Below are 20,547 nucleotides of genomic sequence, written 5' to 3' on the forward strand. Positions count from 1 at the left end.
GGTTCGCGGCACGGCGTGCAGCAAGACATTCTCCTCCGGATTGATGGCAGGCTGAGACCATGGTCGATACGAGCGCAGGAATTCTGTTGTACCGCGTCGGAGTCGACGGTCCGGATGTGCTGATCGCTCACCCCGGCGGACCGTTCTGGGCTCGCAAGGACGACGGAGCCTGGTCGATCGTCAAAGGTCTGATCACCGACGGCGAAAACCCGTGGACGGCGGCGCAGCGAGAATTTCGCGAGGAAGTCGGGATCGACGTTCCGGCGGGAGATCACATCGAACTCGGCACGGTCACGCAGCGCGGCGGGAAGATCGTCACCGCGTTCGGCGTCGAGTGCGATCTGGATGTGTCGAATGCGGTGAGCAACACATTCGAGATCGAATGGCCTCCGAAATCCGGCATCATGACATCGTTTCCCGAGGTCGACCGCGTCGAGTGGTTTCCACTGGCTCAGGCGAGAGCGAAGTTGCTCGCCTCGCAGCACCCATTTCTGGACGCGCTGGAGGCAGTTGTCGCGGCACGATAGTTTCGGCGCGGGTTCCCAGGGTATCCACCGGCCGGAAATGACGAGGGTCGCGGATGCAGGGTGGGAATCGAATCATGACGACGATGGATACGGCGGGCGCGAAAACCGTCTCGGAGGGAACTCGTGCCGAGACTTCGGTCGTGGATACATCGGTCGTGGAGACATCCCTCGTGGAGACTCAGTGGGGTGGCCGAATCGTCGCATCGGCGTTCGTGGTTCTGGCCGGCGGACTGTCGTGGGTCTTCGTCGCAACGGCAATGATCGGCCAGTGACCGAGGATCGGTCGGCCGATACCGCCCGGCGACAACGACGAAGGACAACACAGTGACCGACGGCATCGCCTCTGCAACCCCACCGGCAACAGAGGTTCCCAAACGCGCCTGGCAGGCGCTCGTGGTCCTTCTGCTCGGAATGTTCATGGCGTTGCTCGACACCACGATCGTCAACGTGGCGCTCCCGACGATCAGCACCACGTTGGAAGCGTCGGAATCGGTTCTGTCGTGGATCATCTCGGGGTATGCACTCGCCTTCGGCCTGGCTCTCATCCCGGCAGGCAAGGTGGGCGACCGGATCGGCCACAAGTGGGTCTTCTTCACCGGGCTCGCCCTCTTCACCCTCGCGAGTTTCGCGTGTGGGCTGGCTCAGGACGATCTGCAGCTGGTCGTCGCTCGAGTCGTGCAGGGTCTGGCCGGCGGTATGTTCGTCCCCGCGGTCACGGCGTTCATTCAACTGCTGTTTCCAGGTCCGGTGCGAGGCAAGGCATTCGCCATCATGGGCGCGGTCATCGGCGTCTCGACGGCGCTCGGACCGATCGCGGGCGGCCTCATCATCCAGGCTTTCGGCGACGAGAACGGCTGGCGGCTGGTCTTCTGGGTCAACCTACCGATCGGAATCGTCGGTCTCGTCGCGGCTGCAGTGCTGCTCCCGAGCAAGACCGACACCGAACCGACGGCCCGCCCCGGAATCGACTGGCTCGGACTGTTGCTCATCTCGGCAGGACTCATCGCACTGCTCGTTCCGCTGATCGAGGGCCAGGAATCGGGCTGGCCGATGTGGACCTACCTGACGATCGCCGCAGGCCTCGGCCTCATCGCGCTGTTCGGCCGGTGGGAAGTGATCCGGAGCGGCCGCGGACAGAATCCGTTGGTGCCGCCTCGATTGTTCACCCGTCCCGCGTTCACCGGAGGTGTGATCCTCGCGCTCGTCTACTTCGCCGCCTTCACGAGCATCTTCTTCACCATCTCGCTGCTGTGGCAGACCGGGCTGGGCAACACGGCACTGGCATCGGGACTGGTGTCCATACCGTTCGCCATCGGCAGCATCATTGCCGCCTCGCAGAGCAACAGGCTGACGATCCGGCTCGGTCGTACCGTTCTCGTACTCGGGGCCTCGCTCGTCTCGATCGGGCTGATCTGGCTGTGGATCATCCTTGCGACCAGCTCCGCCGACACGATCTCGCACTGGACGCTGTTGGTTCCACTGTTCATCGCAGGTCTGGGCAACGGCGCGTTCATCGCACCCAACGCGCAGTTCATCGTCGCGACCGTCGATCGCGACGACGCGGGAGCCGCGAGCGGGGTCATCTCCACCATGCAGCGCGTCGGCTCCGCGATCGGCATCGCCGTCATCGGTAGTGTGCTGTTCGGATCTCTGACCATCACCGGCCCCGATACCGTCGGCTCCGGCTTTCTGCACGGCGCGGCCATGGCGATGGCCGTGAGTGCCGCGTTCAGTCTTGTGGCACTGGCGTTGGTGTTCGCGCTCCCCAAGAAGGTCCAGAGTGGGCACTGAGCGCACAGCTCAGGACTTCAAGCCCTTGCTGTGCCGATCGACCACGGTTGCTGCGAGGTCGGCGATCTTGACGTTCAGGTCCTGAGAGGACTTACGCAACAGGGCGAACGCCTCGTCGCCGGACACATCGTGCAGAGCCATGATCAGGCCGATCGCCTTGCCGATCTCACGGTTGCTCTCGAGTCCGTCACGCAGAGTCGACGCCTCCTGACCGTTCATGACCGCAGCAACGGCGACGGCCGTGAACGCCGTCAGAATGATCGCCTTGCTCGCGCTGTCGGCGTCGAACACACCCGGCTCGTCGGTGAACAGGTTGAGCGCGCCCACCTTCTGATCGTCCACCTTCAGGCGAAATCCCATGGCCCCTCGCACCGGCGTGCGGTTCAACACACCGCGAGCCATCGCGGGCCACTGCGTCGGTGTCCGGAAGTCGGCCTCGAGCTGCGCCGCCTCGCTGGTGATCGCGTCCAGACACGGGCCTTCGCCGGTGGCGCGCTCGATGTCGTCGATGACACGAGCGACGTCGTCGGAGGCCGCGACGGTGACGGGCTTTCCGTGACGCATCAGCATCAGGCTGGCGTGATCACAGTGGGGAACGATCAGCACGGCGGCATTGCAGATCGCGGTGTAGATCTCTTCCGCGCTGCTGCCTCGGTACACGATGTCGGCCAGTGCGGCGAACACGGTGGCCGGGTCGGTCACCGGGCCGTCGGTGGAGCCTGCAGGAACGGCTGGAGGTCCGCTCGGCTGCGATTCGTCGTTCATTGGTTACTTCCGTCCAGTGTGTGAGCATCGAGTGACCGGGACTCGGAGTGCATCAACCGTACCGTCACCGGATCGGGTGGCCGATAGGACGGGTCTCAGCAGTAGCCTCGACTGGTGAGCGACGCACAAGGATCCACCGGTTTCGAGTACGGCCACGACGGTCCGAAGTCGATCGTGGTGGGTGTCGACGGTTCCGATTCCTCCTGGCGCGCCGCCGCCTATGCGGCAGGGCTCGCTCGTAGGCAGCGGTCTCTGCTGGTGCTGGTGTACGTGCAACCCATTGCGACGGCGTCGTGGGGCCAGGCCGGCATCTCTCTCGTCGAAACCGGCCAGCAGATCGCCGACGAGTTGCTCGAGTACGTCCGTGCCTCCGCTGCACGATTCGGGGATCGGGAACACGTGCGGTGGGAGTTCCGGACCGCGCAGGGCGACCCGTACAACGGGCTGATCGCCGTGGCAGAGCAACTGCGCACCGACGCGGTCGTAGTGGGGGCGTCCGAGACTGCGGGCCACCGAATCGCAGGTTCGGTGGCGGTGCGGTTGGTCAAGGCGGGCCGCTGGCCGGTGACTGTGGTGCCCTGAACGATCCGAAAACGAGCCTGTCTGCCGTCGGCCCTGTAAAAATAGGCAGTCACCTCGTCGGATGCGAGGCAGACGTGGTGCCGTTCTCGAGGATCCGAGGAGTTCCATGGCTGGGCTGTCGCGTCGACAATTCATCGCTCGGGTGGGCGCGCTCGCGGCGGCCTGGGGAATTGCACCCCACGTGCTGGGTCAGGCTCTCGTTGCGCACGCCCAACCTGTGGAGGCGGACGGGACCGGAACACTGGCGCAGACGATCCTGCGAACCTCGACCGGGCCGGGCAAGTACCGCGTACTCGGTATTGGACCGGGGGAGCCCTACGTTGCTCGACTGGACGTCCTCGGACGAGCGCCGAGTCCGTCGAGGGTGCAGTCCCGACGGTCGTTGCTCTACCTCGGACACCTCTCGGACATGCACGTCATCGACGCGCAGTCGCCCGGACGGATCGAGCCGATGATCGTCTCCGACCATGCCGCCTGGGGCTCGGCGTTCCATCCGCAGGATCCGCTGACCGTGCACGTCACCGCGGCGATGGTGAAGGCGTTCGCGGATGCGCGGATCAGCCCGGTCACCGGCGCACCGATGGGAGCGGCCGTGGTCACCGGGGACAGTGCCGACATGCATTCTCATCTCGAACTACGCTGGTACATAGACGTTCTCGACGGAGTCCCGGTTCGGCCGGCGAGCGGGGCCGCGAACGTCTTCGAGGGTGTTCAGGCCTGGCCGGAGGCGCAGTGGGCCTATCGGCCCGGTGACCCGTCGGGAGGATCGTTCGGCGAATACGGATTCCCGACGCTTCCCGACCTTCTCGACCAGGCGATATCGGGCACCGTCGAATCGGTGGGTCTACCCGTGCCGTGGTACTCGGTGTACGGCAACCACGACACCCTGTTGCTCGGCACCTTCGATCTGTCCTCGCAACTGCACGCGCTCGCTGTCGGTGGTCGCAAGGCGTACACGCTCGAGGCGACAGCCACCTCGGCACTGGCCGGCTACGCCTCGACGGCCAGTCCGCTGCAACGAATGGTCGATGCGCTCGGCGTGGGATCCGGTGCGCGACCGGGGTTTCGCGCGGTGTCCGCCGATCCGGCTCGATATCTGTTCGAGCAACGCGAGTTCATGGCGGAGCACTTCGAGACCACCCCGACGCCGGGTCCGATCGGTCACGGCTTCACCCAACACAACCTCGACTCCGGCGAGACCTGGTGGACCGCAGACCCCACCCCGAACATTCGCACGTTCGGGCTGGACACGTGCAATGCCGTCGCCGGTCCCGACGGTGCGGTTCCGGAGAACCAGTTCGAATGGCTCACCCAGCAATTGGAGCGGGCGCAGGCCGAGAACAAGCTCGTACTGATCTACACGCACCACAACAGCCTGACACTGGAGAACCGAGCACAGCGGCCAGGGCAATCGGTGAAGCTCTACGGCGCAGACGAATTCGTCGATCTGCTGCTGAAGTATCCGGTGGTGATCGGTTGGCTCAACGGCCACACCCACCAGAACCAAATTCTGGCGCACTCGCGAGACGGACGAGGATTCTGGGAGATCACCACCGCGTCGTGCATCGATTTCCCGCAGCAGCAGCAGGTGGTCGAGATCGTCGACAACCGAGACGGGACACTGTCGCTGTTCACCACCGTTCTCGATCACGCATCTCCGGTCACGCCCGGAAACAGTGGCAGCTACCTGGATCTGGCGTCCCGTAGCCGTGAGTTGGCGGCCAACGACTGGGCCGAGAATCCGCTGATGCGGAGGGGTTCGCGCCTCGATCGCAACACCGAGCTGCTCCTGCCTGCACCGTTCGATCTGAGCAGCATCACCGACGCCGCCCTCGAGCAGCAACACCTGGACGAGCACGCCAGACTGATCGCCTACGAGACGAGGCAGGGCCGATGAACAGTGTTCGCAGGACGATCCTGCTGTTGTCCGTGCTGGTGGCGTGCGCGGGGTGCTCGCAGACCGCCGCACTCGCCCCGGTCGGTGGTGCCGAGCTCGGTGACCTCCGCTACGCAGTGAACGACGTCCTGTTCGAGAAGGGGATCGAGATCCTGGTCGCACCGGTGTGCTCGGGTACCGGAGCCGATATCGAATGTGCCGGGGAGACAACCGACAACGAGGCGATCACAGGTTCGGCCACCTCGGACGACGCGAGCACCGTCGAAGTCAAGGTCGGTACGGAGGTCCTCTACTCGGGGTCGGTGCAGGACGTGCTCGATCGCAATTCGACGGTCGGTGCACCGTGAGGGGGAGTGTGGTTCTCGCTGCCGTGGTGGTCGTGTCGGCACTGGTTCAGGCGCTGACCGTGCTGGGGGATCCGGTTCCGACGTCGTCCCTCGGTTTCGCGGGGCTGGTTGCGGCCTCCGCCGCGGCACTGGTGATCGCACTGTGGATCACCGCATCGACGGCACTCGACGTGGTGGACGGCAAAGCGTCCGGTGCACTGGGTCGGGCATGGCGACGGCCGCGCGTCCTGGTGTGGTGTGTAGTGCTCACTCTTGTGGCCGTTGCGCTGGCAATTCTTTTCCCTCTGCTCCCGGCCATCGTGATTCTGGTTGCGCTGCTGATACTTCCGGCCGCGGTCGACGGCAACCGAAATCCGTTTCGCGCTGCGTTGCACATGGTCCGGTGGTCTCCGGGGCGGTGCGCAGTCGCGGCGGTCGTCACGATCCTGGCCTACGTCCTCGGCTGGGTTGTGCCACTGCTACTGGGATTCTTCGTCACCGGTGTCGTGGCCGCGTTCGTGACGTGGCTGTGGTTCGGGGCAAATACCGCTGCGTTGCTGGTCCTTTGGTCGCGGCTGTATCGAAGGGCGGCGATGCTTCGACGGCACTCAGCCGCGGGCTCGCCGACCGGCCGCGGCCTCGGCGACGATGTGCGCGATTCGAGCTGAGCGAGTGGCGTCTCGCGCAGCGCTGACGACCCACCACAGCATCTGTTTGCGGGCACTGGGCGGAAAACCGTCCCAGGTGCTCCGGGCGTTCGGGTCTCGGTTCAGGGCAGTTGCGAGTTCGAGTGGTTCCTCGAGGTCTTCGACCTGATCGGCAATCGTCCACCAGCCGTTGGCCTTCGCGGCAGCGATGGCACGTCGGCCTGCTTCGGTCATGAGGCCGCTGTCTTCCATATCGGCTGCGCGTTGTCGGTTGAGCCGGGTCCACGGACTCTTGGGCCTGCGTGGTGTGAACATCTGCAGGCTGCGCTCGTCGTCGAAGTTGCTGCCGGTGGAATCGATCCAACCGAAGCAGATGGCTTCCTCGACGGCGTCCGGGTACGGGCACCGTGGCCGGGTGGTGGTGTTGCGCCACGAACACAGCCACACGCCACGGGTGGATGCATGATGGAGCTCGAGCCAAGTACGCCACTGTGTCCGAGTCTCGGCGTGAAAAATCGGGTACTCGAACTTCCACGTCGGCGGGTGGTCGGATGCCGTCGGCGGCTCCGGTGTCGTCACGTGCTCGCGCAATCGACTGCTGCCGGTGCCACCTCGCCACGGTTCCACATTGTTTCAGTGTGCTCGCAGTCGAGGAAATCTGCTGTCCCATTGTCGGGTGCAGATCCCTAGCGCCGGGCTTCGATGTTCACCTCGTGGTGGGGCGGGCGGGGCTCGAACCCGCGACCAATGGATTATGAGTCCACGGCTCTAACCGACTGAGCTACCGCCCCATGCCCGTACCAGGTACGAGCCTGCAGAATCGTACAGAATCCCGTCGCCTCGACGGTTCATCGGGGCGCTATTTCGCCCTCACCTGCACCGGGACCCCGTTCAGGATCGCATTGGCCGAGACGGCGTCGACTCGGCCCGGGTCGGTGATGTCGTTGACACTGGGGCCGGTCACCGTCGTGGCAACGGACAGCTCCACGCCGGGGCGCTGATGCCCGAAGCCGTGCGGCATGCTCACCACACCCGGCATCATCTTGTCCGAGGCCGCCACCTCGATGTCGACGGTTCCGGCGGCGGAGGTCACCGACACCATCGCCCCGTCCTCGATGCCGCGGTGTTCCAGGTCGTCCGGGTGGGCCAGAAGCTGATGTCGCGCTTTGCCTTTGGTGAGCCGGGCGGTGTTGTGCATCCAGGAGTTGTTGCTGCGCAGGTGTCGCCGACCGATCAGCAACAACTCGTCCCCGGTCGCAACGGCGCTCGAGTGCATCAGGTCCACCAACGCGGGAAGTTCGGCAACAACGATGTCCTGAATCAGCTGCACCCGCTTGTCCCGCGTCTTCAGCTTCTGCGGGAAGCCGGGCCGCAGGGGTCCGAGATCGACACCGTGGGGGTTGGCTCGAAGCTTCTTGAGCGACAATCCTTTTCGTTGGCTGCGGAGCAGGATGTCCAGGGTGCGCGCGGGCGACAGGCGCAGGCGCGCCTCGCTGATCACGCTCTTCGGAGTCAATCGCGACTTCACTCGACCGATCGTCGAACCGGTCATCGCGCTCTTGTAGCGGAGTGACAGGTCTCGGAATATCTCCCAATCATGCTTTGCGTCGGCCTTCTTGGGCAGGACCGCCGGCATGTACTTGGCAGTGTTGTGTACCGCGAAGGAATTGAAGATCAGATCGTAGTGGTCGCGTTCGAGAGACATCGTCGGCGGCAGAATCACGTGTGCATGACGCGAGGTCTCGTTGATGTAGAAGTCGAACGACACCATGAAATCGAGACCCGCGAACGCGTCGTTCAGGGTGGTACCGCCGGGCATCGACAGCACCGGGTTGCCGGACAGAACCGCCATCGCGCGGATCTGGTCCTTGCCCTCGGTGGTGATCTCGTCGACGAGCGTCGAGCAGGGGTATTCGCCTGCGAACTCGGGCAGGTCGCGAACGCGGCTGCGCCACTTGTCGAAATGTCCGCGGCCGACGATGCCCTGCTTGATCAAATCGATCGCAGGATCGGTCACCATGGCACCGCCGGGGCGGTCGAGATTGCCGGTGATGATGTTCAGTACCTGAATCGCCCACTGGCACACGGTGCCGAACTGCTGGGTCGAGACCCCCATTCGGCCGTATGCCACCGCGGACTTCGCCGACGCGAAATCACGTGCCAGGGCCGAGATGTCCTCCGCGGCGATCCCCACGACCGGAGCAACGGATTCGGGGGTGAATTCGGCGACGAGGTCGGCGATGCGATCGGCACCGTCGATGTAGTCGGCCACGCGCACGGTGCCGTCGGCGACGATGACGTGGATCATCGCGAGTAGGAGCAATGCATCGGTGCCGGGGCGCACGAAGAAGTGCGTGTCGGCGATGTCGGCGGTCTCGGTCTTGCGTGGATCGACCACGACCAGGCGTCCGCCGCGTTTACGCAGTGCCCGCGCTCTCTTGGCGAAATCGGGGACGGTCATCATGGAGCCGTTCGACGCCATCGGGTTGCCGCCGAGTACGAGGAAGAAGTCGGTGCGGTCGATGTCGGGGATAGGCAGCAGCAGTTGATGCCCGTACAGCAGGTGATCGACGAGCTGATGCGGGAGCTGATCCAGCGAGGTGGCGGAGTATCGATTACGCGTTCGCAGGAGCGAGGTGAAGGGAATGCCGTGGGTCATCGCACCCATCGAATGCACGTTGGGGTTGCCCTGATAGAGACCGACCGCATTGCGCCCGTACTTCTTGCGCGTCGAGATCAGGCCGTCGATCACGAGGTCGTATGCCTCGTCCCAGCCGATCTTCTCCCACTTCTCACCCACGCGTTTGACCGGTGTGGTGAGTCGATCGGTATCGGCGTGCAGGTCGATCAGCGACAGAGCCTTCGGGCAGATGTGACCGCGCGAGAGCGGGTCCTTCTCGTCACCGCGGACGGACGTGACCGCATCGTTCTCCACCGTGAACTCGAGCCCACAGATCGCTTCGCACAGATTGCACGAGCCATACACAACCGACATCGCATTCCTCCCACTCATGTGCTGCGAGCGTAGCCCGGCGGGGGACCGGGGCACCGTCATCGACAGACAATTAGGCTCGTGAATCGTGACCACCCTCGATCTCACGTCCTCCTGGCCCGTCGACCACGTCAGTGCAGCAGTCGTCACCGACTCCGGAGTTCGTGAGGAGGTCGGCGACACCGATCGCGTCTACGAGCTGGCCTCGGTCACCAAACTGCTCAGTGCGTACGCCGTTCTCGTCGCCGTCGAGGAAGGTGCGGTGGAGCTCGATCAAACCGCAGGGCCGGAAGGGTCGACGGTGCGTCACCTGCTGGCACACGCGTCGGGCCTGGCGTTCGGCGACCGCACGGTCCAGGCACCGGCCGGCACCAAGCGGATCTATTCGAGCTCCGGGTTCGAGGTACTGGCCGAACTGATCGAGACCGAAGCAGGCATCGCCTTCCCGGACTACCTCGACGAGGCCGTGTGCCGGCCACTGCAGATGACGAACACCGCGCTACCGGGATCGGCAGGCCACGGTGCCAGCTCCACCCTGGCGGACCTGAAGAAGTTCGCGGCGGAGTTGTTGGAACCCACGCTCCTCGCGTCGCAGACCCTCTCGTCGGCGACGGCCGTGCAGTTCCCCGGCCTCAACGGCATCGTGCCCGGGTACGGATCGCACAGGCCGTGCGACTGGGGACTCGGGTTCGAGCTGCGGGGTGAGAAGAGCCCGCACTGGACCGGAAGCGGCAACTCGTCGGCCACGTTCGGTCACTTCGGTCAGGCCGGAACGTTCCTGTGGGTGGACCCGTCCGTGCGGACGGCATGCGTGGTGTTGACCGACCGGGCCTTCGGAGACTGGGCGAAACCGCTGTGGCCGGAACTCTCCGATGCCGTTCTTGCAGGGTGAATGCCGATCGTTCACAGATTGCACTGGCGCAACAGGGGTAACTCGGGGCACACTAGTACACATACGTGTTGATTGACTGCAGCCAGCCGAAGCATGTCGAGGTCGTTGGGGAAGACGTCCCTCGTCGAAGCTGGAGGTAGTGCAATGCGTGGATCGAATCAGTTCGCAGAAGCGACGTCGGGTGTCCTGTACATCCACTCGTCGCCCGCTGCGTTGTGCCCGCATGTCGAATGGGCGTTGTCCGACGCCCTCGATTGCCATGCGAATTTGAAGTGGTCTGCGCAGCCGGCCTCCGACGGGCAGCTGCGCGCCACCACCGACTGGGTAGGCCCGGTCGGCACCGGGGCGACCCTCGCCGGCATCCTGCGCTCGTGGCAGATGCTGCGCTTCGAGGTGACCGAAGACCCCAGCGAAGGCGTCGACGGCGAACGATTCTCGCACGTACCCGGTCTGGGGCTGTGGCGTGGATCGACGAGCGCGAACGGTGACGTGGTCCTTGGCGAGATGCGTTTGCGCGCCCTCATGGAGAACAACCAGGGCAACCTCACCGCGGCCGTGGAGCACGCTCTCGGGTCGGACTGGGACGCCGCCCTCGAGCCGTACCGCACCGGGGGAGCCGGAGCCGAAGTGACGTGGTTGAGCCGCAACGTGGGCTAATGGTGAGAGTTGCTGGGGGTTCGGTGTCGCGGTAGTTTCGCGGGCGTGCCTGGGGTAGGCATGTGGGAACGACCGTGGAGTGGTGAGTTCGATGTTGTCGACCGGAAAAGTGATTCGATTCGACGAATTCAAGGGGTACGGATTCGTAGCGCCGGACGAGGGCGGCGAGGACGTGTTCATCCACGTCAACGATCTGGATTTCGACAAGAGGCTGTTGGCACCGGGTGTTCGCGTCGAGTACGTCGCCGTCGACGGTGACCGAGGGCTCAAGGCCACCCAGGTACAGATAATCGACGGTCCCGCATCGACCGCGCTGGTGACCCGACACAAGCCCGACGTGCCGTACCACCACACCGTGCCGGTGACCGACCATCAGAACCTCGAAGACGTCATCTGCGACGTCCTGTCCGAGGCGGACTTCACTGCCGAGGTGACCGAGGCACTGCTCACGTCCAACGGAACCGTGACGGCAGCGCAGATCCTCGACATCCGATCAGCGATGCTGCGAGTGGCTCACGACCACAAGTGGATCGAGAACTGACCGACGCGTAGCCCCTTCATCCCGCCCTGCAGCCCGTTCGGTTACGGATGAATGTGGCTTCGTTGCACTCGGAGCGCCTCGGAGTCGCATTGATCCACACCGTGAATCGACCATTGCATACGTCTGGGCGCTGCAAGGGTCCATTCACGCGGCCGGGGGGAGGGCGCGGGGGCTGAGTCAGGGCCGCAAGCGAGGGCGGTTGATCAGAGCGGAATGTTCTTGTGGTTGCCGCGTGCCGCGGGCGCGGCCGCGAGAGCCTTGGCGACGGTGCTGCGGGTCTTGCTCGGTTCGATGACCTCGTCGACGACACCGATGGCCACAGCACGCTCGACGCCACCTGCGATGCTTTCGTGCTCGACGGTGAGCCGATCGTGCAGTGCTTCGCGCTCCTCCTCGGGAGCGGCCGCGAGAGCCTTCTTGTGCAGGATGCCGACGGCTGCCTTCGCGCCCATCACGGCGACCTCGGAGCCGGGCCAGGCGTAGACGGCCGTGGCACCGAGTGCGCGAGCGTTCATTGCGATGTACGCACCGCCGTAGATCTTGCGAGTGACAAGGGTGACGCGGGGAACGGTGGCTTCGGCGAAGGCGTGCAACAGCTTTGCGCCGCGACGGACGACGCCTTCCCACTCCATGCTGACGCCGGGGAGGTATCCGGGAACGTCGACCACCACGACGAGCGGGATGCCGAACGAATCGCACAACCGAACGAAACGTGCTGCCTTCTCTGCACTTTCGGAGTTGAGGCAGCCGCCGAGTCGGATGGGGTTGTTGGCGATGACCCCGACGGTGCGGCCACTGATACGGCCGAGGCCGATCACGATGCTGCGAGCCCAGCCGCCCTGGAATTCCTCGAAGGTCGACTCGCCTTCGACGTTGTCGAGCAACTCGTGCACGATCGGGTGGACGTCGTATGCGCGACGGTTCGATTCGGGCATCAGTGCCCGGAGGTCGGTGTCACCGTGTTCGGCAGCGGCGATATCGAAGTCGCCCTGCTCGCAGAACATGGACACCAGACGGCGGGCGCGGGTGAACGCGTCCATCTCGCTGTCGGCGACGATGTGGCACACGCCGGACTTCTTGTGGTGGGTGTCGGGGCCGCCGAGCGAGGCCATGTCGACCTGCTCGCCGGTGACGCTGCGGACGACGTCGGGACCGGTGACGAAGACACGTCCCTCGGGAGCCATGATGACGACGTCGGTCAACGCAGGACCGTAGGCGGCGCCGCCGGCTGCGAAGCCGAGGACGACGGAAACTTGGGGGACGAGGCCGGACGCTCGAACCATGGCCTCGAAGACCAGTCCGACGGCGTGGAGAGCTTCGACGCCCTCGGCGAGGCGAGCGCCTCCGGAGTGCCAGACGCCGACGATCGGAGCGCGCTGCTCGATGGCCGTGTCGATGGCGGCGACGATGTGCTTGCAGCCGTCGACCCCCATGGCGCCGCCCATGACGGTGGCGTCGGAGCAGTACGCGATGGTGTGGACGCCGTCGATCTCGCCGGACGCTGCGAGGATGCCGGATTTGTCCCGATCGTGCAGCGGGACAGTGGTTCCGGCGTCGAACAGATTCTCGAGGCGGGCGAGTGGATCGCGGGGATCGGTCGAGGTACCGGATCGTGTGACAGGGGCCAGAATAGTCATCGCTTGTCCTTCTTCAGGGCCCCTGAGGGGGCGAGGCCCGAACCGGAACCGTTCCCTGAGAACGGCCCCGGTCCGGATCATGCACTGCGAGAGCGAGATCGACCGAGTCGAAGAAACGACTCAGTGCATCACGCCTTTCCGAAGGCGAGCGCTACGTTGTGCCCACCGAATCCGAACGAGTTGTTGATCGCGTAATCGATCTGTCCGACGCGGGGCTCGCCCTTGACGACGTCGAGATCGATCTCGGGATCCTGGTTCTCCAAATTCAGTGTGGGAGGGATGATTCCCTCACGCACTGCCAGCACCGTCAGTACCGACTCGAGAGCGCCGACGGCACCGATCGAGTGGCCCAGAGCGGATTTCGGTGCGTACACCGCTGCGTGATTTCCGACGGCCTTGTTGATCGCCAGCGCCTCGGCGGTGTCTCCGATGGGAGTTGCCGTTGCGTGGGCGTTCACGTGGGTGATGTCGGACTTCTGCAGGCCTGCGGTCTCGATGGCGCGCTGCATCGCACGCGCGGCACCCTTGCCCTCCGGATCGGGAGCCACCAGGTGGAACCCGTCGGAGGTGATTCCGGCACCGAGCAGGCGGGCGTGAATCGTTGCGCCGCGAGCCTTGGCGTGCTCTTCGGTCTCGATGACCATGAGCGCACCCGCTTCACCGAAGACGAAGCCGTCACGGTCCTTGTCGAACGGACGTGACGCACCCTTCGGGTTGTCGTTGTTGGTGCTCATCGCCCGCATCATGGAGAAGCTGGCGATCGGAACCGCGTCGATATAGCCCTCGACGCCGCCGGTGACGACCATGTCCGCGTCGCCCATCACGATCATCCGCCACGCGTGTGCGATGGCTTCCGATCCCGAGGAGCAGGCGGAGACGGGAGTGATGACACCGGCCTGTGCTTTGAGCTCGAGTCCGACGACCGCTGCGGGGCCGTTCGGCATGACCATCTGAACGGCGAGCGGAGACACCTTGCGGTAGCCGCCTGCCTTCATCTTGTCGTTGGCGTCGATCAGCGAATCTCCGCCACCGAGGCCGGTACCGATCGACACACCGAGGCGAAGGGGATCGACGTCGGGGGTTCCGGCGTTCTTCCAGACCTCGCGGCCGAGGACCGTCGACAGTTGCTCGACATAGCTCAGGCGACGAATCTCGACCCGCGAGAGCAGGCTCTGCGGGTTCACCGCGAGGTGTCCGCCGATCCGCACAGGCAGGTCGTACTCGGCGACGAAATCGTCTTCGAGCTTCGCGATTCCGCTGTCGCCGTTCAGCAGACCCTTCCACGTGGCATCGACGTCACCCGCAAGTGACGTGGTCGCAGCGAGGCTGGTGACGACGACACTGGGGAAGCGTCCGTTGGCGGTGGATGGGTTGGTCATGGGCCCTGTCACTCGCTCGCGGAGTCGTCGAGCTTGGCCTTGATAGCTTCTGCGGCCTCGGGGTTCTCCGCTTCGAGCTTCTGGATGTAGTTGACGGCGTCACCGACGGTGCGCAGACCTGCGAGGTCCTCGTCGGGGATCTTCACGCCGTACTTGTCCTCGGTCTGCACTGCGATCTCGACCATGGAGAGCGAGTCGATGTCGAGGTCGTCCACGAAGGACTTCTCGATGGTCACCTCGGACGGTTCGATGCCCGTGACCTCCTCGATGATCTCTGCAAGTCCGGCGATGAGGTCTTCCTGGCTGGCCACTGTTGTGGCTCCCTTCTCTTCTGTGTAGAACGCCGAAGTCATGTGCTTCGAGACGCGATTGTGCATTTCTGCCACTCGGGGAGTGGAAGTGCGATCCGCAGTGTGTGACGGCGGAGTGTGTGGGGCGAGCTAACCGAGCTCGGCCATTGTGGAGATGTCCGCCGGTGTCTTCAGGCCGAGGTTGGCAACGCCACGCAGTTCGCGTTTGGCGATGCCGACCAGTGCGCCTGCCGGGGGCAGTTCCACAAGTCCGGTGACCTGCGCGGTGCGCAGGTAGGCAGTGCACAGATCCCATCGCACGGGGCGAGTGACCTGAGCAGCAAGCTTGTTCAGTGCGTCGGCACCCGAGGCGACCGGCTGACCGTCCGAGTTGGACAGCAGCGTCCGCGTCGGCTCCGACGGAGTGATCGCGGCAGCGGCTGCGGCAACGGTGTCGCCGGCAGACGCCATGTATCTGGTGTGGAACGCGCCTGCTACCGGCAGCGCGCGAACCCGAGCCTTCTCGGGCGCGCTCTCGGCCAGCTCGGCAAGTTTGGTGAGCAGGCCGGCTGCGACGATCTGACCTGCAGCGTTGACGTTGGCCGGCGCGAGGTCGAGTTCTTCGAGGCGGGCCAGGACGGCAGCTTCGTCTCCGCCGAGCACGGCGGACATGCCGGTCGGTTCGAGTGCACACGCCTTGGCCATTGCTGCGCCACGGACGGCGGCGAGTGATACGGCGTCGTCGGAGGAGATGACGCCGGCGATGGCAGCGGCGGCGAGTTCGCCCACGGAGTGCCCGGCGACGATGGCGTCCTCGGGGAACAGGCCGCGCGATGCGATCTCCTCGAAGGCGAGCAGGGCCGACGCCACGACCAGGGGCTGGGTCACCGCGGTGTCGGTGATCTCCTCGGCGGTTGCTGTGGTGCCGAGGCGGACGAGGTCGAGACCCGAGGCCTTCGACCACAGTGCGAGCCGGTCTGCCGCACCTGGCAATTCGAGCCAAGGCAACAGCATGCCGGGAGTCTGAGAGCCCTGACCGGGCGCAAGCAACGCAATCACAGGGTTAAGAGAACACTGTCGGGTGCCGAATGAGTGATGTCGCGCTCGATGAACTCTCGACAGGCAATTTGTGGGAACCCTACAAATCGCCTCGTGGGGACTCGCTATCGCCGGAGGGTGGTGGAGCGTTACGTAACCACTTCTCCGAATGTGACCTGTGTGACATATGGGGCTGGATGTGCCGGTTCGTGATGCGTTCGAGCCAACCTACCTACCGTTGCCGCGACCCTGAGCACGTACGCGTCGCGCGGGTGAGTGGGGTCGCGACCGGTGACCTCTGCGATGCGCTTGAGCCGATACCGAACGGTATTTGGATGAACAAACAGCTGCCGTGCGCAGGTTTCGACGGCTCCGCCACAGTCGAGATACGCATCGAGGGTGTCGGCCAGTCCAGAACCCGCCGCCGCCAATGGAACGACCACGTGATCGTTCAACGCCGATATCGCCGCACTGTCGTTGAGCAGTGCGCGTTCGGGCAACAACTCGCCTGCGTGCACCGGACGCGGTGCACCACGCCAGCCGGCGACGGCCTGCATGCCGGCGAAGGCTTCCACCGCGCTCGAGTGCGCCGCGCCCAGGGTGCGAGTGGTCGGGCCGATGACCACGGGACCGTCGGAGAAGTTCTGCAACATGTCCTCGATGAACGCGTGGTGGGCCGGCGTGTCCTCGATCTGGCCGCTGACCACCATCACCAGCCGAGTGCCTTGCACCACGGCGAGTGCCGCGCGGCCGTGCTTCTGCGCCACGGCGTGCACTGTTCCGACCACCGAGACGCCCCGATCGTCCGGGGGAGTACCGACCAACACCGTCGCGGGGGCCGTGGCGTCCCAGTTCAGCGTTGCGGCACGCGAGAGCATGTCCGAGCCGGTGTCCCCACGCACGACGGCATCGACGACGAGAGCTTCGAGGCGGGTGTCCCAGGCACCGCGAGATTCGGCCGCACTGGCGTAGACCGACGCGGCCGCGAAGCCGAGCTCGCGGCCGTACCGTAGGACGGCCTCGGTCAGGGCCACCAGCTGCTGATCGTTGCGAGCCAGCGCCGGAAGCCACTGCTCGAAGAACTCCATCGCCACTCGGACCATGTCGACGGTCTGGCGCAGAGTGAGGCGGCGGGCCAGGTCTTGGGGGATGACCTGGAATGCGTCGAGGCTGAAGCGGATATCGCTGTTGGGGTTCTTGAGCCATTCGAGAAAGTTGTCGACGGCTGTCTGAATCAACAACTGCACGCTTGCGCGTTGGGCCGCGTCGAGATCGCCGAAGAACGGCAACTGGCCCTGCATCGTGGTGACGGCTTCTGTCGAGAGTCGGCCGGAGAACTGTTTGACCCGCCGCAGCAGGGCATCGGGCAGGGGATCGCGCTTCTGGCGTGAGGGAGCCAGTGAGGCGACCGGAAGATGCACTTCGTTGTCCGAGGTCAACGACTCACGCAACGCCTCACGATAGGCGTCGCGTCGGGACACTTCGCGTGTGGACGCACTGTCCGGGGAACCGGGCTTCGCATCGGACATAAGGAGAACCTACGCCCGACCCCCGCCCACCTCGCGCTGGACGTGCCGCGCGAGGTGGAACGGGGGTCGGGCGATCAGGGGTCGAACCTACGCCGAACCGGTATCGGCGTACGACGTGGGAGCGGCGGTGACGTCGTCGATCTTGTACTTCTCCGCGGCCTCGACGGCCTTGGAGCGGTCGACCTCACCGGATGCCGCCAGAGCCGACAACGTGGCGACGACGATCGACTCGGCGTCGACGTTGAACACCCGGCGCGCGGCCGGACGGGTATCGGAGAATCCGAATCCGTCGGTACCGAGAGTGACGTAATCGCCCGGAACCCACTGACGGATCTGGTCCGGAACGGCACGCATCCAATCCGAGGACGCGATGACCGGGCCGTTGGTGTCGGCCAGGGCCGAGGTGACGAACGGAACGCGCTTGTCGGCACCGGGGTTGCGCAGGGACTCCTGCTCGGCCTCGACACCGTCGCGGCGCAGTTCGCCCCACGAGGTCACCGACCAGACGGCCGAACGAACGCCCCACTCCTCGAACAGCAATTCGCGGGCCTTACGGGCCGACACGATGCCGACGCCGGACGCCAGCAGCTGCGCCTCGGGTCCGTCGCCCTCCTGCGGCTGGGCGAACCGGTAGATGCCCTTGAGCAGACCCTCGACGTCGAGGTTCTCCGGCTCGGCCGGCTGTACGTACGGCTCGTTGTAGAGGGTGATGTAGTAGAAGATGTTCTCGCCGCCGAAGCCCTCGACACCTTCGGTTCCGCCGTACATCCGTCGCAGACCGTCCTTGACGATGTGCGCGATCTCGTACGAGAACGCCGGGTCGTAGGCCACGGCCGCCGGGTTGGTCGAGGCCAACAGCAGTGAATGACCGTCGGCGTGCTGCAGACCCTCACCGGTGAGCGTGGTGCGACCTGCGGTGGCACCGAGCACGAATCCGCGAGCCATCTGGTCTGCTGCCGCCCAGAGACCGTCGCCGGTGCGCTGGAAGCCGAACATCGAGTAGAAGATGTACAGCGGGATCATGACCTCGCCGTGCGTGGCGTACGAGGTACCGACCGCGGTGAACGACGACGTCGAACCGGCCTCGTTGATGCCCTCGTGCAGGATCTGGCCGACCGAGCTCTCCTTGTAGGCGAGCATCAGCTCCGAGTCCACCGAGGTGTACAGCTGGCCGTTGCGGTTGTAGATCTTCAGCGACGGGAACCACGAGTCCATACCGAACGTGCGGGCCTCGTCGGGGATGATCGGCACGATTCGGTGGCCGATCTCCTTGTCTCGCAACAGCTCCTTCATGACGCGCACGAGCGCCATGGTGGTGGCGACTTCCTGCTTGCCGGAGCCCTTGCGGAGCGTCTTGTACGTGTCGTCGCCGGGCTGCGGGAGCGGCTTGACGTCGACCCGCCGCTCGGGGACGAATCCGCCGAGCTTGTTGCGGCGATCGAGCATGTACTGGATCTCGGGAGCATCCGGGCCGGGGTGGTAGTACGGCGGCATGTACGGATCCTTCTCGAGCTCTTCGTCCGAGATCGGGATGTGCTGGAGATCGCGGAACGTCTTGAGATCGTCGAGCGTGAGCTTCTTCATCTGGTGCGTGGCATTGCGGCCCTCGAAGTGCTTGCCGAGGGTGTAGCCCTTGATGGTGTGCGCCAGGATGACCGTCGGCTGGCCCTTGTGCGACATCGCCGCCGCGTAGGCAGCGTGCACCTTGCGGTAGTCGTGGCCGCCGCGCTTGAGGTTCCAGATCTCGTCGTCGGACAGATCCTTGACCAGTTCCTTGGTGCGCGGATCGCGACCGAAGAAGTGATCGCGGACGTACCCGCCGTCGTTGGCCTTGTACGTCTGGAAGTCACCGTCGGGAGTGGTGTTCATCAGGTTCACGAGCGCGCCGTCGCGGTCTGCGTGCAGCAGTGAATCCCACTCGCGGCCCCAGACGACCTTGATGACGTTCCAGCCCGCGCCGCGGAAGAACGACTCCAGCTCCTGAATGATCTTGCCGTTGCCGCGGACAGGGCCGTCGAGGCGCTGCAGGTTGCAGTTGACGACGAACGTCAGGTTGTCCAGACCCTCGGTGGCGGCCACGTGCGCGAGTCCGCGCGACTCCGGCTCGTCCATCTCGCCGTCGCCCAGGAATGCCCAGACGTGCTGATCGGAGGTGTCCTTGACGCCGCGGTCGTTGAGGTAGTGGTTGAAGCGGGCCTGGTAGATGGCGTTCATCGGGCCGAGACCCATCGACACCGTCGGGAACTCCCAGAAGTCCTGCATCAGGCGGGGGTGCGGGTACGACGGCAGTCCTCCGCCCTCGTTCACGTGACTGGCCTCCTGACGGAAGCCGTCCATGCGCTCGGCCGGGATGCGGCCCTCGAGGAAGGCGCGGGCGTAGATGCCGGGGGAGGCGTGACCCTGGATGAAGATGTGGTCGCCGCCGCCCGGGTGGTCCTTGCCGCGGAAGAAGTGGTTGAAGCCGACCTCGTACAGCGCAGCCGACGAGGCGTACGTGGAGATGTGGCCACCGACGCCGACGCCGGGGCGCTGCGCGCGGTGCACCATGATGGCTGCGTTCCAGCGGATCCAGGCGCGGTAGCGGCGTTCCATCGACTCGTCGCCGGGGAACCACGGCTCGTTCTCGGTGGGAATGGTGTTGACGTAATCCGTCGACGTCAGCGACGGCAGCGCGACGCGGCGCTCACCGGCGCGCTCGAGCAACCTGAGCATCAGGTAGCGAGCGCGGTTGGGGCCGGACCTCTCCAACAAGCCGTCGAACGACTCGATCCATTCGTTGGTCTCGTCGTTGTCGATATCGGGCAGGTACGACGCGACACCCTCGCGGATGACGCGGACCCGGCCGTCAGAGCCCTTCTTGCCTGCAGACGATGTGTTCTGCCGTTCGCCGCTGTTCACTTCGGACAACGTGTGCACTCCTCAATGTGGCGGACGCTCGGTGTGGCGTCCGGTCCGGTAGCGCGCCCCTGTGACGGCGCTCTACTTTCCTCGTTCTCGTGATTCCTCCCAATCCTGCTACATCTTCTCGGTTCTGGTAGTACAGAGGTCCGATACCCA

At 65.1% G+C, this 20,547-nt stretch carries 19 protein-coding genes and 1 tRNA gene; 10 read left to right on the plus strand and 10 right to left on the minus strand.

Annotation, left to right across the window (positions count from 1 at the left end):
* Nucleotides 1–59: 59 nt before the first annotated feature.
* From CH306_RS19445 to CH306_RS19455, 3 genes are all read left to right on the plus strand, one after another.
* The gene (locus tag CH306_RS19445) at nucleotides 60–527 is read left to right on the plus strand and encodes an NUDIX domain-containing protein (protein WP_094647591.1); all 468 of its coding nucleotides are present in this window, start codon (nucleotides 60–62) and stop codon (nucleotides 525–527) included.
* Nucleotides 528–601: 74 nt separating this feature from the next.
* On the plus strand, nucleotides 602–799 hold the full coding sequence (locus tag CH306_RS19450; RefSeq protein ID WP_032394474.1) for a hypothetical protein: 198 nt from the start codon (nucleotides 602–604) through the stop codon (nucleotides 797–799).
* A 52-nt stretch (nucleotides 800–851) separates the two neighbouring features.
* Nucleotides 852–2,318 carry an MFS transporter gene (locus tag CH306_RS19455; protein WP_094647593.1) on the plus strand — a complete coding sequence of 489 codons (1,467 nt, stop codon included), beginning with the start codon at nucleotides 852–854 and terminating at the stop codon, nucleotides 2,316–2,318.
* A 9-nt stretch (nucleotides 2,319–2,327) separates the two neighbouring features.
* On the opposite strand, the gene CH306_RS19460 is transcribed toward CH306_RS19455, so the two are convergent.
* Nucleotides 2,328–3,083: a GAF and ANTAR domain-containing protein gene (locus CH306_RS19460; RefSeq protein ID WP_032394472.1), complete on the minus strand. Its 756-nt coding sequence runs from the start codon at nucleotides 3,081–3,083 to the stop codon at nucleotides 2,328–2,330.
* A gap of 114 nt (nucleotides 3,084–3,197) precedes the next feature.
* On the opposite strand from CH306_RS19460, the gene CH306_RS19465 reads away from it, so the two are divergent.
* The 4 genes from CH306_RS19465 (at nucleotide 3,198) to CH306_RS19480 (ending at nucleotide 6,556) form a co-directional block, all read left to right on the plus strand.
* Nucleotides 3,198–3,665 carry a universal stress protein gene (locus tag CH306_RS19465; RefSeq protein WP_032394471.1) on the plus strand — a complete coding sequence of 156 codons (468 nt, stop codon included), beginning with the start codon at nucleotides 3,198–3,200 and terminating at the stop codon, nucleotides 3,663–3,665.
* A 106-nt stretch (nucleotides 3,666–3,771) separates the two neighbouring features.
* Nucleotides 3,772–5,562, plus strand: coding sequence for a TIGR03767 family metallophosphoesterase (locus CH306_RS19470; protein WP_094647595.1), 1,791 nt, complete (start codon nucleotides 3,772–3,774; stop codon nucleotides 5,560–5,562).
* Nucleotides 5,559–5,909 carry a hypothetical protein gene (locus CH306_RS19475; RefSeq protein WP_032394469.1) on the plus strand — a complete coding sequence of 117 codons (351 nt, stop codon included), beginning with the start codon at nucleotides 5,559–5,561 and terminating at the stop codon, nucleotides 5,907–5,909. Before CH306_RS19470 ends, CH306_RS19475 begins: the two co-directional genes overlap by 4 nt.
* Nucleotides 5,906–6,556 carry an EI24 domain-containing protein gene (locus tag CH306_RS19480; RefSeq protein ID WP_141214710.1) on the plus strand — a complete coding sequence of 217 codons (651 nt, stop codon included), beginning with the start codon at nucleotides 5,906–5,908 and terminating at the stop codon, nucleotides 6,554–6,556. The genes CH306_RS19475 and CH306_RS19480 overlap by 4 nt, the downstream gene beginning before the upstream one ends.
* Here the strand turns inward: CH306_RS19480 and CH306_RS19485 are convergent.
* The 3 genes from CH306_RS19485 to CH306_RS19495 all read right to left on the minus strand — a co-directional run bounded on the left by CH306_RS19485 (nucleotide 6,497) and on the right by CH306_RS19495 (nucleotide 9,530).
* Nucleotides 6,497–7,162, minus strand: a complete 666-nt coding sequence (locus CH306_RS19485; RefSeq protein WP_256981211.1) for a YdeI/OmpD-associated family protein — start codon at nucleotides 7,160–7,162, stop codon at nucleotides 6,497–6,499. The genes CH306_RS19480 and CH306_RS19485 overlap by 60 nt on opposite strands.
* Nucleotides 7,163–7,249: 87 nt before the next feature.
* Nucleotides 7,250–7,326, minus strand: a tRNA-Ile gene (locus CH306_RS19490).
* Between the two features lie 68 nt (nucleotides 7,327–7,394).
* Complete coding sequence (locus CH306_RS19495) at nucleotides 7,395–9,530, minus strand: molybdopterin-dependent oxidoreductase (protein ID WP_094647597.1); 2,136 nt, start codon at nucleotides 9,528–9,530, stop codon at nucleotides 7,395–7,397.
* A gap of 85 nt (nucleotides 9,531–9,615) precedes the next feature.
* Here CH306_RS19495 and CH306_RS19500 point away from each other — a divergent pair, with 85 nt between their 5' ends.
* The 3 genes from CH306_RS19500 to CH306_RS19510 all read left to right on the plus strand — a co-directional run bounded on the left by CH306_RS19500 (nucleotide 9,616) and on the right by CH306_RS19510 (nucleotide 11,617).
* Nucleotides 9,616–10,419, plus strand: coding sequence for a serine hydrolase domain-containing protein (locus tag CH306_RS19500; protein ID WP_094647599.1), 804 nt, complete (start codon nucleotides 9,616–9,618; stop codon nucleotides 10,417–10,419).
* Nucleotides 10,420–10,563: 144 nt separating this feature from the next.
* Nucleotides 10,564–11,076, plus strand: coding sequence for a DUF3145 domain-containing protein (locus CH306_RS19505; RefSeq protein WP_094647601.1), 513 nt, complete (start codon nucleotides 10,564–10,566; stop codon nucleotides 11,074–11,076).
* Between the two features lie 91 nt (nucleotides 11,077–11,167).
* The gene (locus CH306_RS19510; RefSeq protein ID WP_094629932.1) at nucleotides 11,168–11,617 is read left to right on the plus strand and encodes a cold-shock protein; all 450 of its coding nucleotides are present in this window, start codon (nucleotides 11,168–11,170) and stop codon (nucleotides 11,615–11,617) included.
* A 203-nt stretch (nucleotides 11,618–11,820) separates the two neighbouring features.
* Here the strand turns inward: CH306_RS19510 and CH306_RS19515 are convergent, their stop codons facing one another.
* The 6 genes from CH306_RS19515 to aceE form a co-directional block, all read right to left on the minus strand.
* The gene (locus CH306_RS19515) at nucleotides 11,821–13,254 is read right to left on the minus strand and encodes an acyl-CoA carboxylase subunit beta (protein WP_032394463.1); all 1,434 of its coding nucleotides are present in this window, start codon (nucleotides 13,252–13,254) and stop codon (nucleotides 11,821–11,823) included.
* A 128-nt stretch (nucleotides 13,255–13,382) separates the two neighbouring features.
* Nucleotides 13,383–14,633, minus strand: a complete 1,251-nt coding sequence (locus CH306_RS19520) for a KasA/KasB family beta-ketoacyl-ACP synthase (RefSeq protein ID WP_032394462.1) — start codon at nucleotides 14,631–14,633, stop codon at nucleotides 13,383–13,385.
* 8 nt (nucleotides 14,634–14,641) lie between these two features.
* Complete coding sequence (gene acpM, locus CH306_RS19525; RefSeq protein WP_045199610.1) at nucleotides 14,642–14,986, minus strand: meromycolate extension acyl carrier protein AcpM; 345 nt, start codon at nucleotides 14,984–14,986, stop codon at nucleotides 14,642–14,644.
* A gap of 87 nt (nucleotides 14,987–15,073) precedes the next feature.
* Nucleotides 15,074–15,982, minus strand: a complete 909-nt coding sequence (locus CH306_RS19530) for an ACP S-malonyltransferase (protein WP_094647603.1) — start codon at nucleotides 15,980–15,982, stop codon at nucleotides 15,074–15,076.
* Nucleotides 15,983–16,110: 128 nt separating this feature from the next.
* Nucleotides 16,111–17,490, minus strand: coding sequence for a PucR family transcriptional regulator (locus CH306_RS19535; protein ID WP_230596653.1), 1,380 nt, complete (start codon nucleotides 17,488–17,490; stop codon nucleotides 16,111–16,113).
* Nucleotides 17,491–17,577: 87 nt separating this feature from the next.
* A complete protein-coding gene (gene aceE, locus CH306_RS19540; protein ID WP_094647804.1) occupies nucleotides 17,578–20,397 on the minus strand; it encodes a pyruvate dehydrogenase (acetyl-transferring), homodimeric type in 2,820 nt (939 codons plus the stop codon).
* Nucleotides 20,398–20,547 lie beyond the last annotated feature (150 nt).

Origin of the sequence: Rhodococcus sp. 15-725-2-2b, assembly GCF_002259075.1 — a bacterium.
In the GTDB taxonomy this organism is placed as follows: domain Bacteria; phylum Actinomycetota; class Actinomycetes; order Mycobacteriales; family Mycobacteriaceae; genus Rhodococcoides.

What these genes read in the sequence shown, in the direction of transcription:
- CH306_RS19445 (WP_094647591.1), top strand. Translation starts at nt 60, where the DNA reads ATGGTCGATACGAGCGCAGGAATTCTGTTGTACCGCGTCGGAGTCGAC.
- CH306_RS19450 (WP_032394474.1), top strand. Translation starts at nt 602, where the DNA reads ATGACGACGATGGATACGGCGGGCGCGAAAACCGTCTCGGAGGGAACT.
- CH306_RS19460 (WP_032394472.1), bottom strand. Translation starts at nt 3,083, where the DNA reads ATGAACGACGAATCGCAGCCGAGCGGACCTCCAGCCGTTCCTGCAGGC.
- CH306_RS19470 (WP_094647595.1), top strand. Translation starts at nt 3,772, where the DNA reads ATGGCTGGGCTGTCGCGTCGACAATTCATCGCTCGGGTGGGCGCGCTC.
- CH306_RS19475 (WP_032394469.1), top strand. Translation starts at nt 5,559, where the DNA reads ATGAACAGTGTTCGCAGGACGATCCTGCTGTTGTCCGTGCTGGTGGCG.
- CH306_RS19495 (WP_094647597.1), bottom strand. Translation starts at nt 9,530, where the DNA reads ATGTCGGTTGTGTATGGCTCGTGCAATCTGTGCGAAGCGATCTGTGGG.
- CH306_RS19505 (WP_094647601.1), top strand. Translation starts at nt 10,564, where the DNA reads ATGCGTGGATCGAATCAGTTCGCAGAAGCGACGTCGGGTGTCCTGTAC.
- CH306_RS19510 (WP_094629932.1), top strand. Translation starts at nt 11,168, where the DNA reads ATGTTGTCGACCGGAAAAGTGATTCGATTCGACGAATTCAAGGGGTAC.
- CH306_RS19515 (WP_032394463.1), bottom strand. Translation starts at nt 13,254, where the DNA reads ATGACTATTCTGGCCCCTGTCACACGATCCGGTACCTCGACCGATCCC.
- CH306_RS19520 (WP_032394462.1), bottom strand. Translation starts at nt 14,633, where the DNA reads ATGACCAACCCATCCACCGCCAACGGACGCTTCCCCAGTGTCGTCGTC.
- acpM (WP_045199610.1), bottom strand. Translation starts at nt 14,986, where the DNA reads ATGACTTCGGCGTTCTACACAGAAGAGAAGGGAGCCACAACAGTGGCC.
- CH306_RS19535 (WP_230596653.1), bottom strand. Translation starts at nt 17,490, where the DNA reads ATGTCCGATGCGAAGCCCGGTTCCCCGGACAGTGCGTCCACACGCGAA.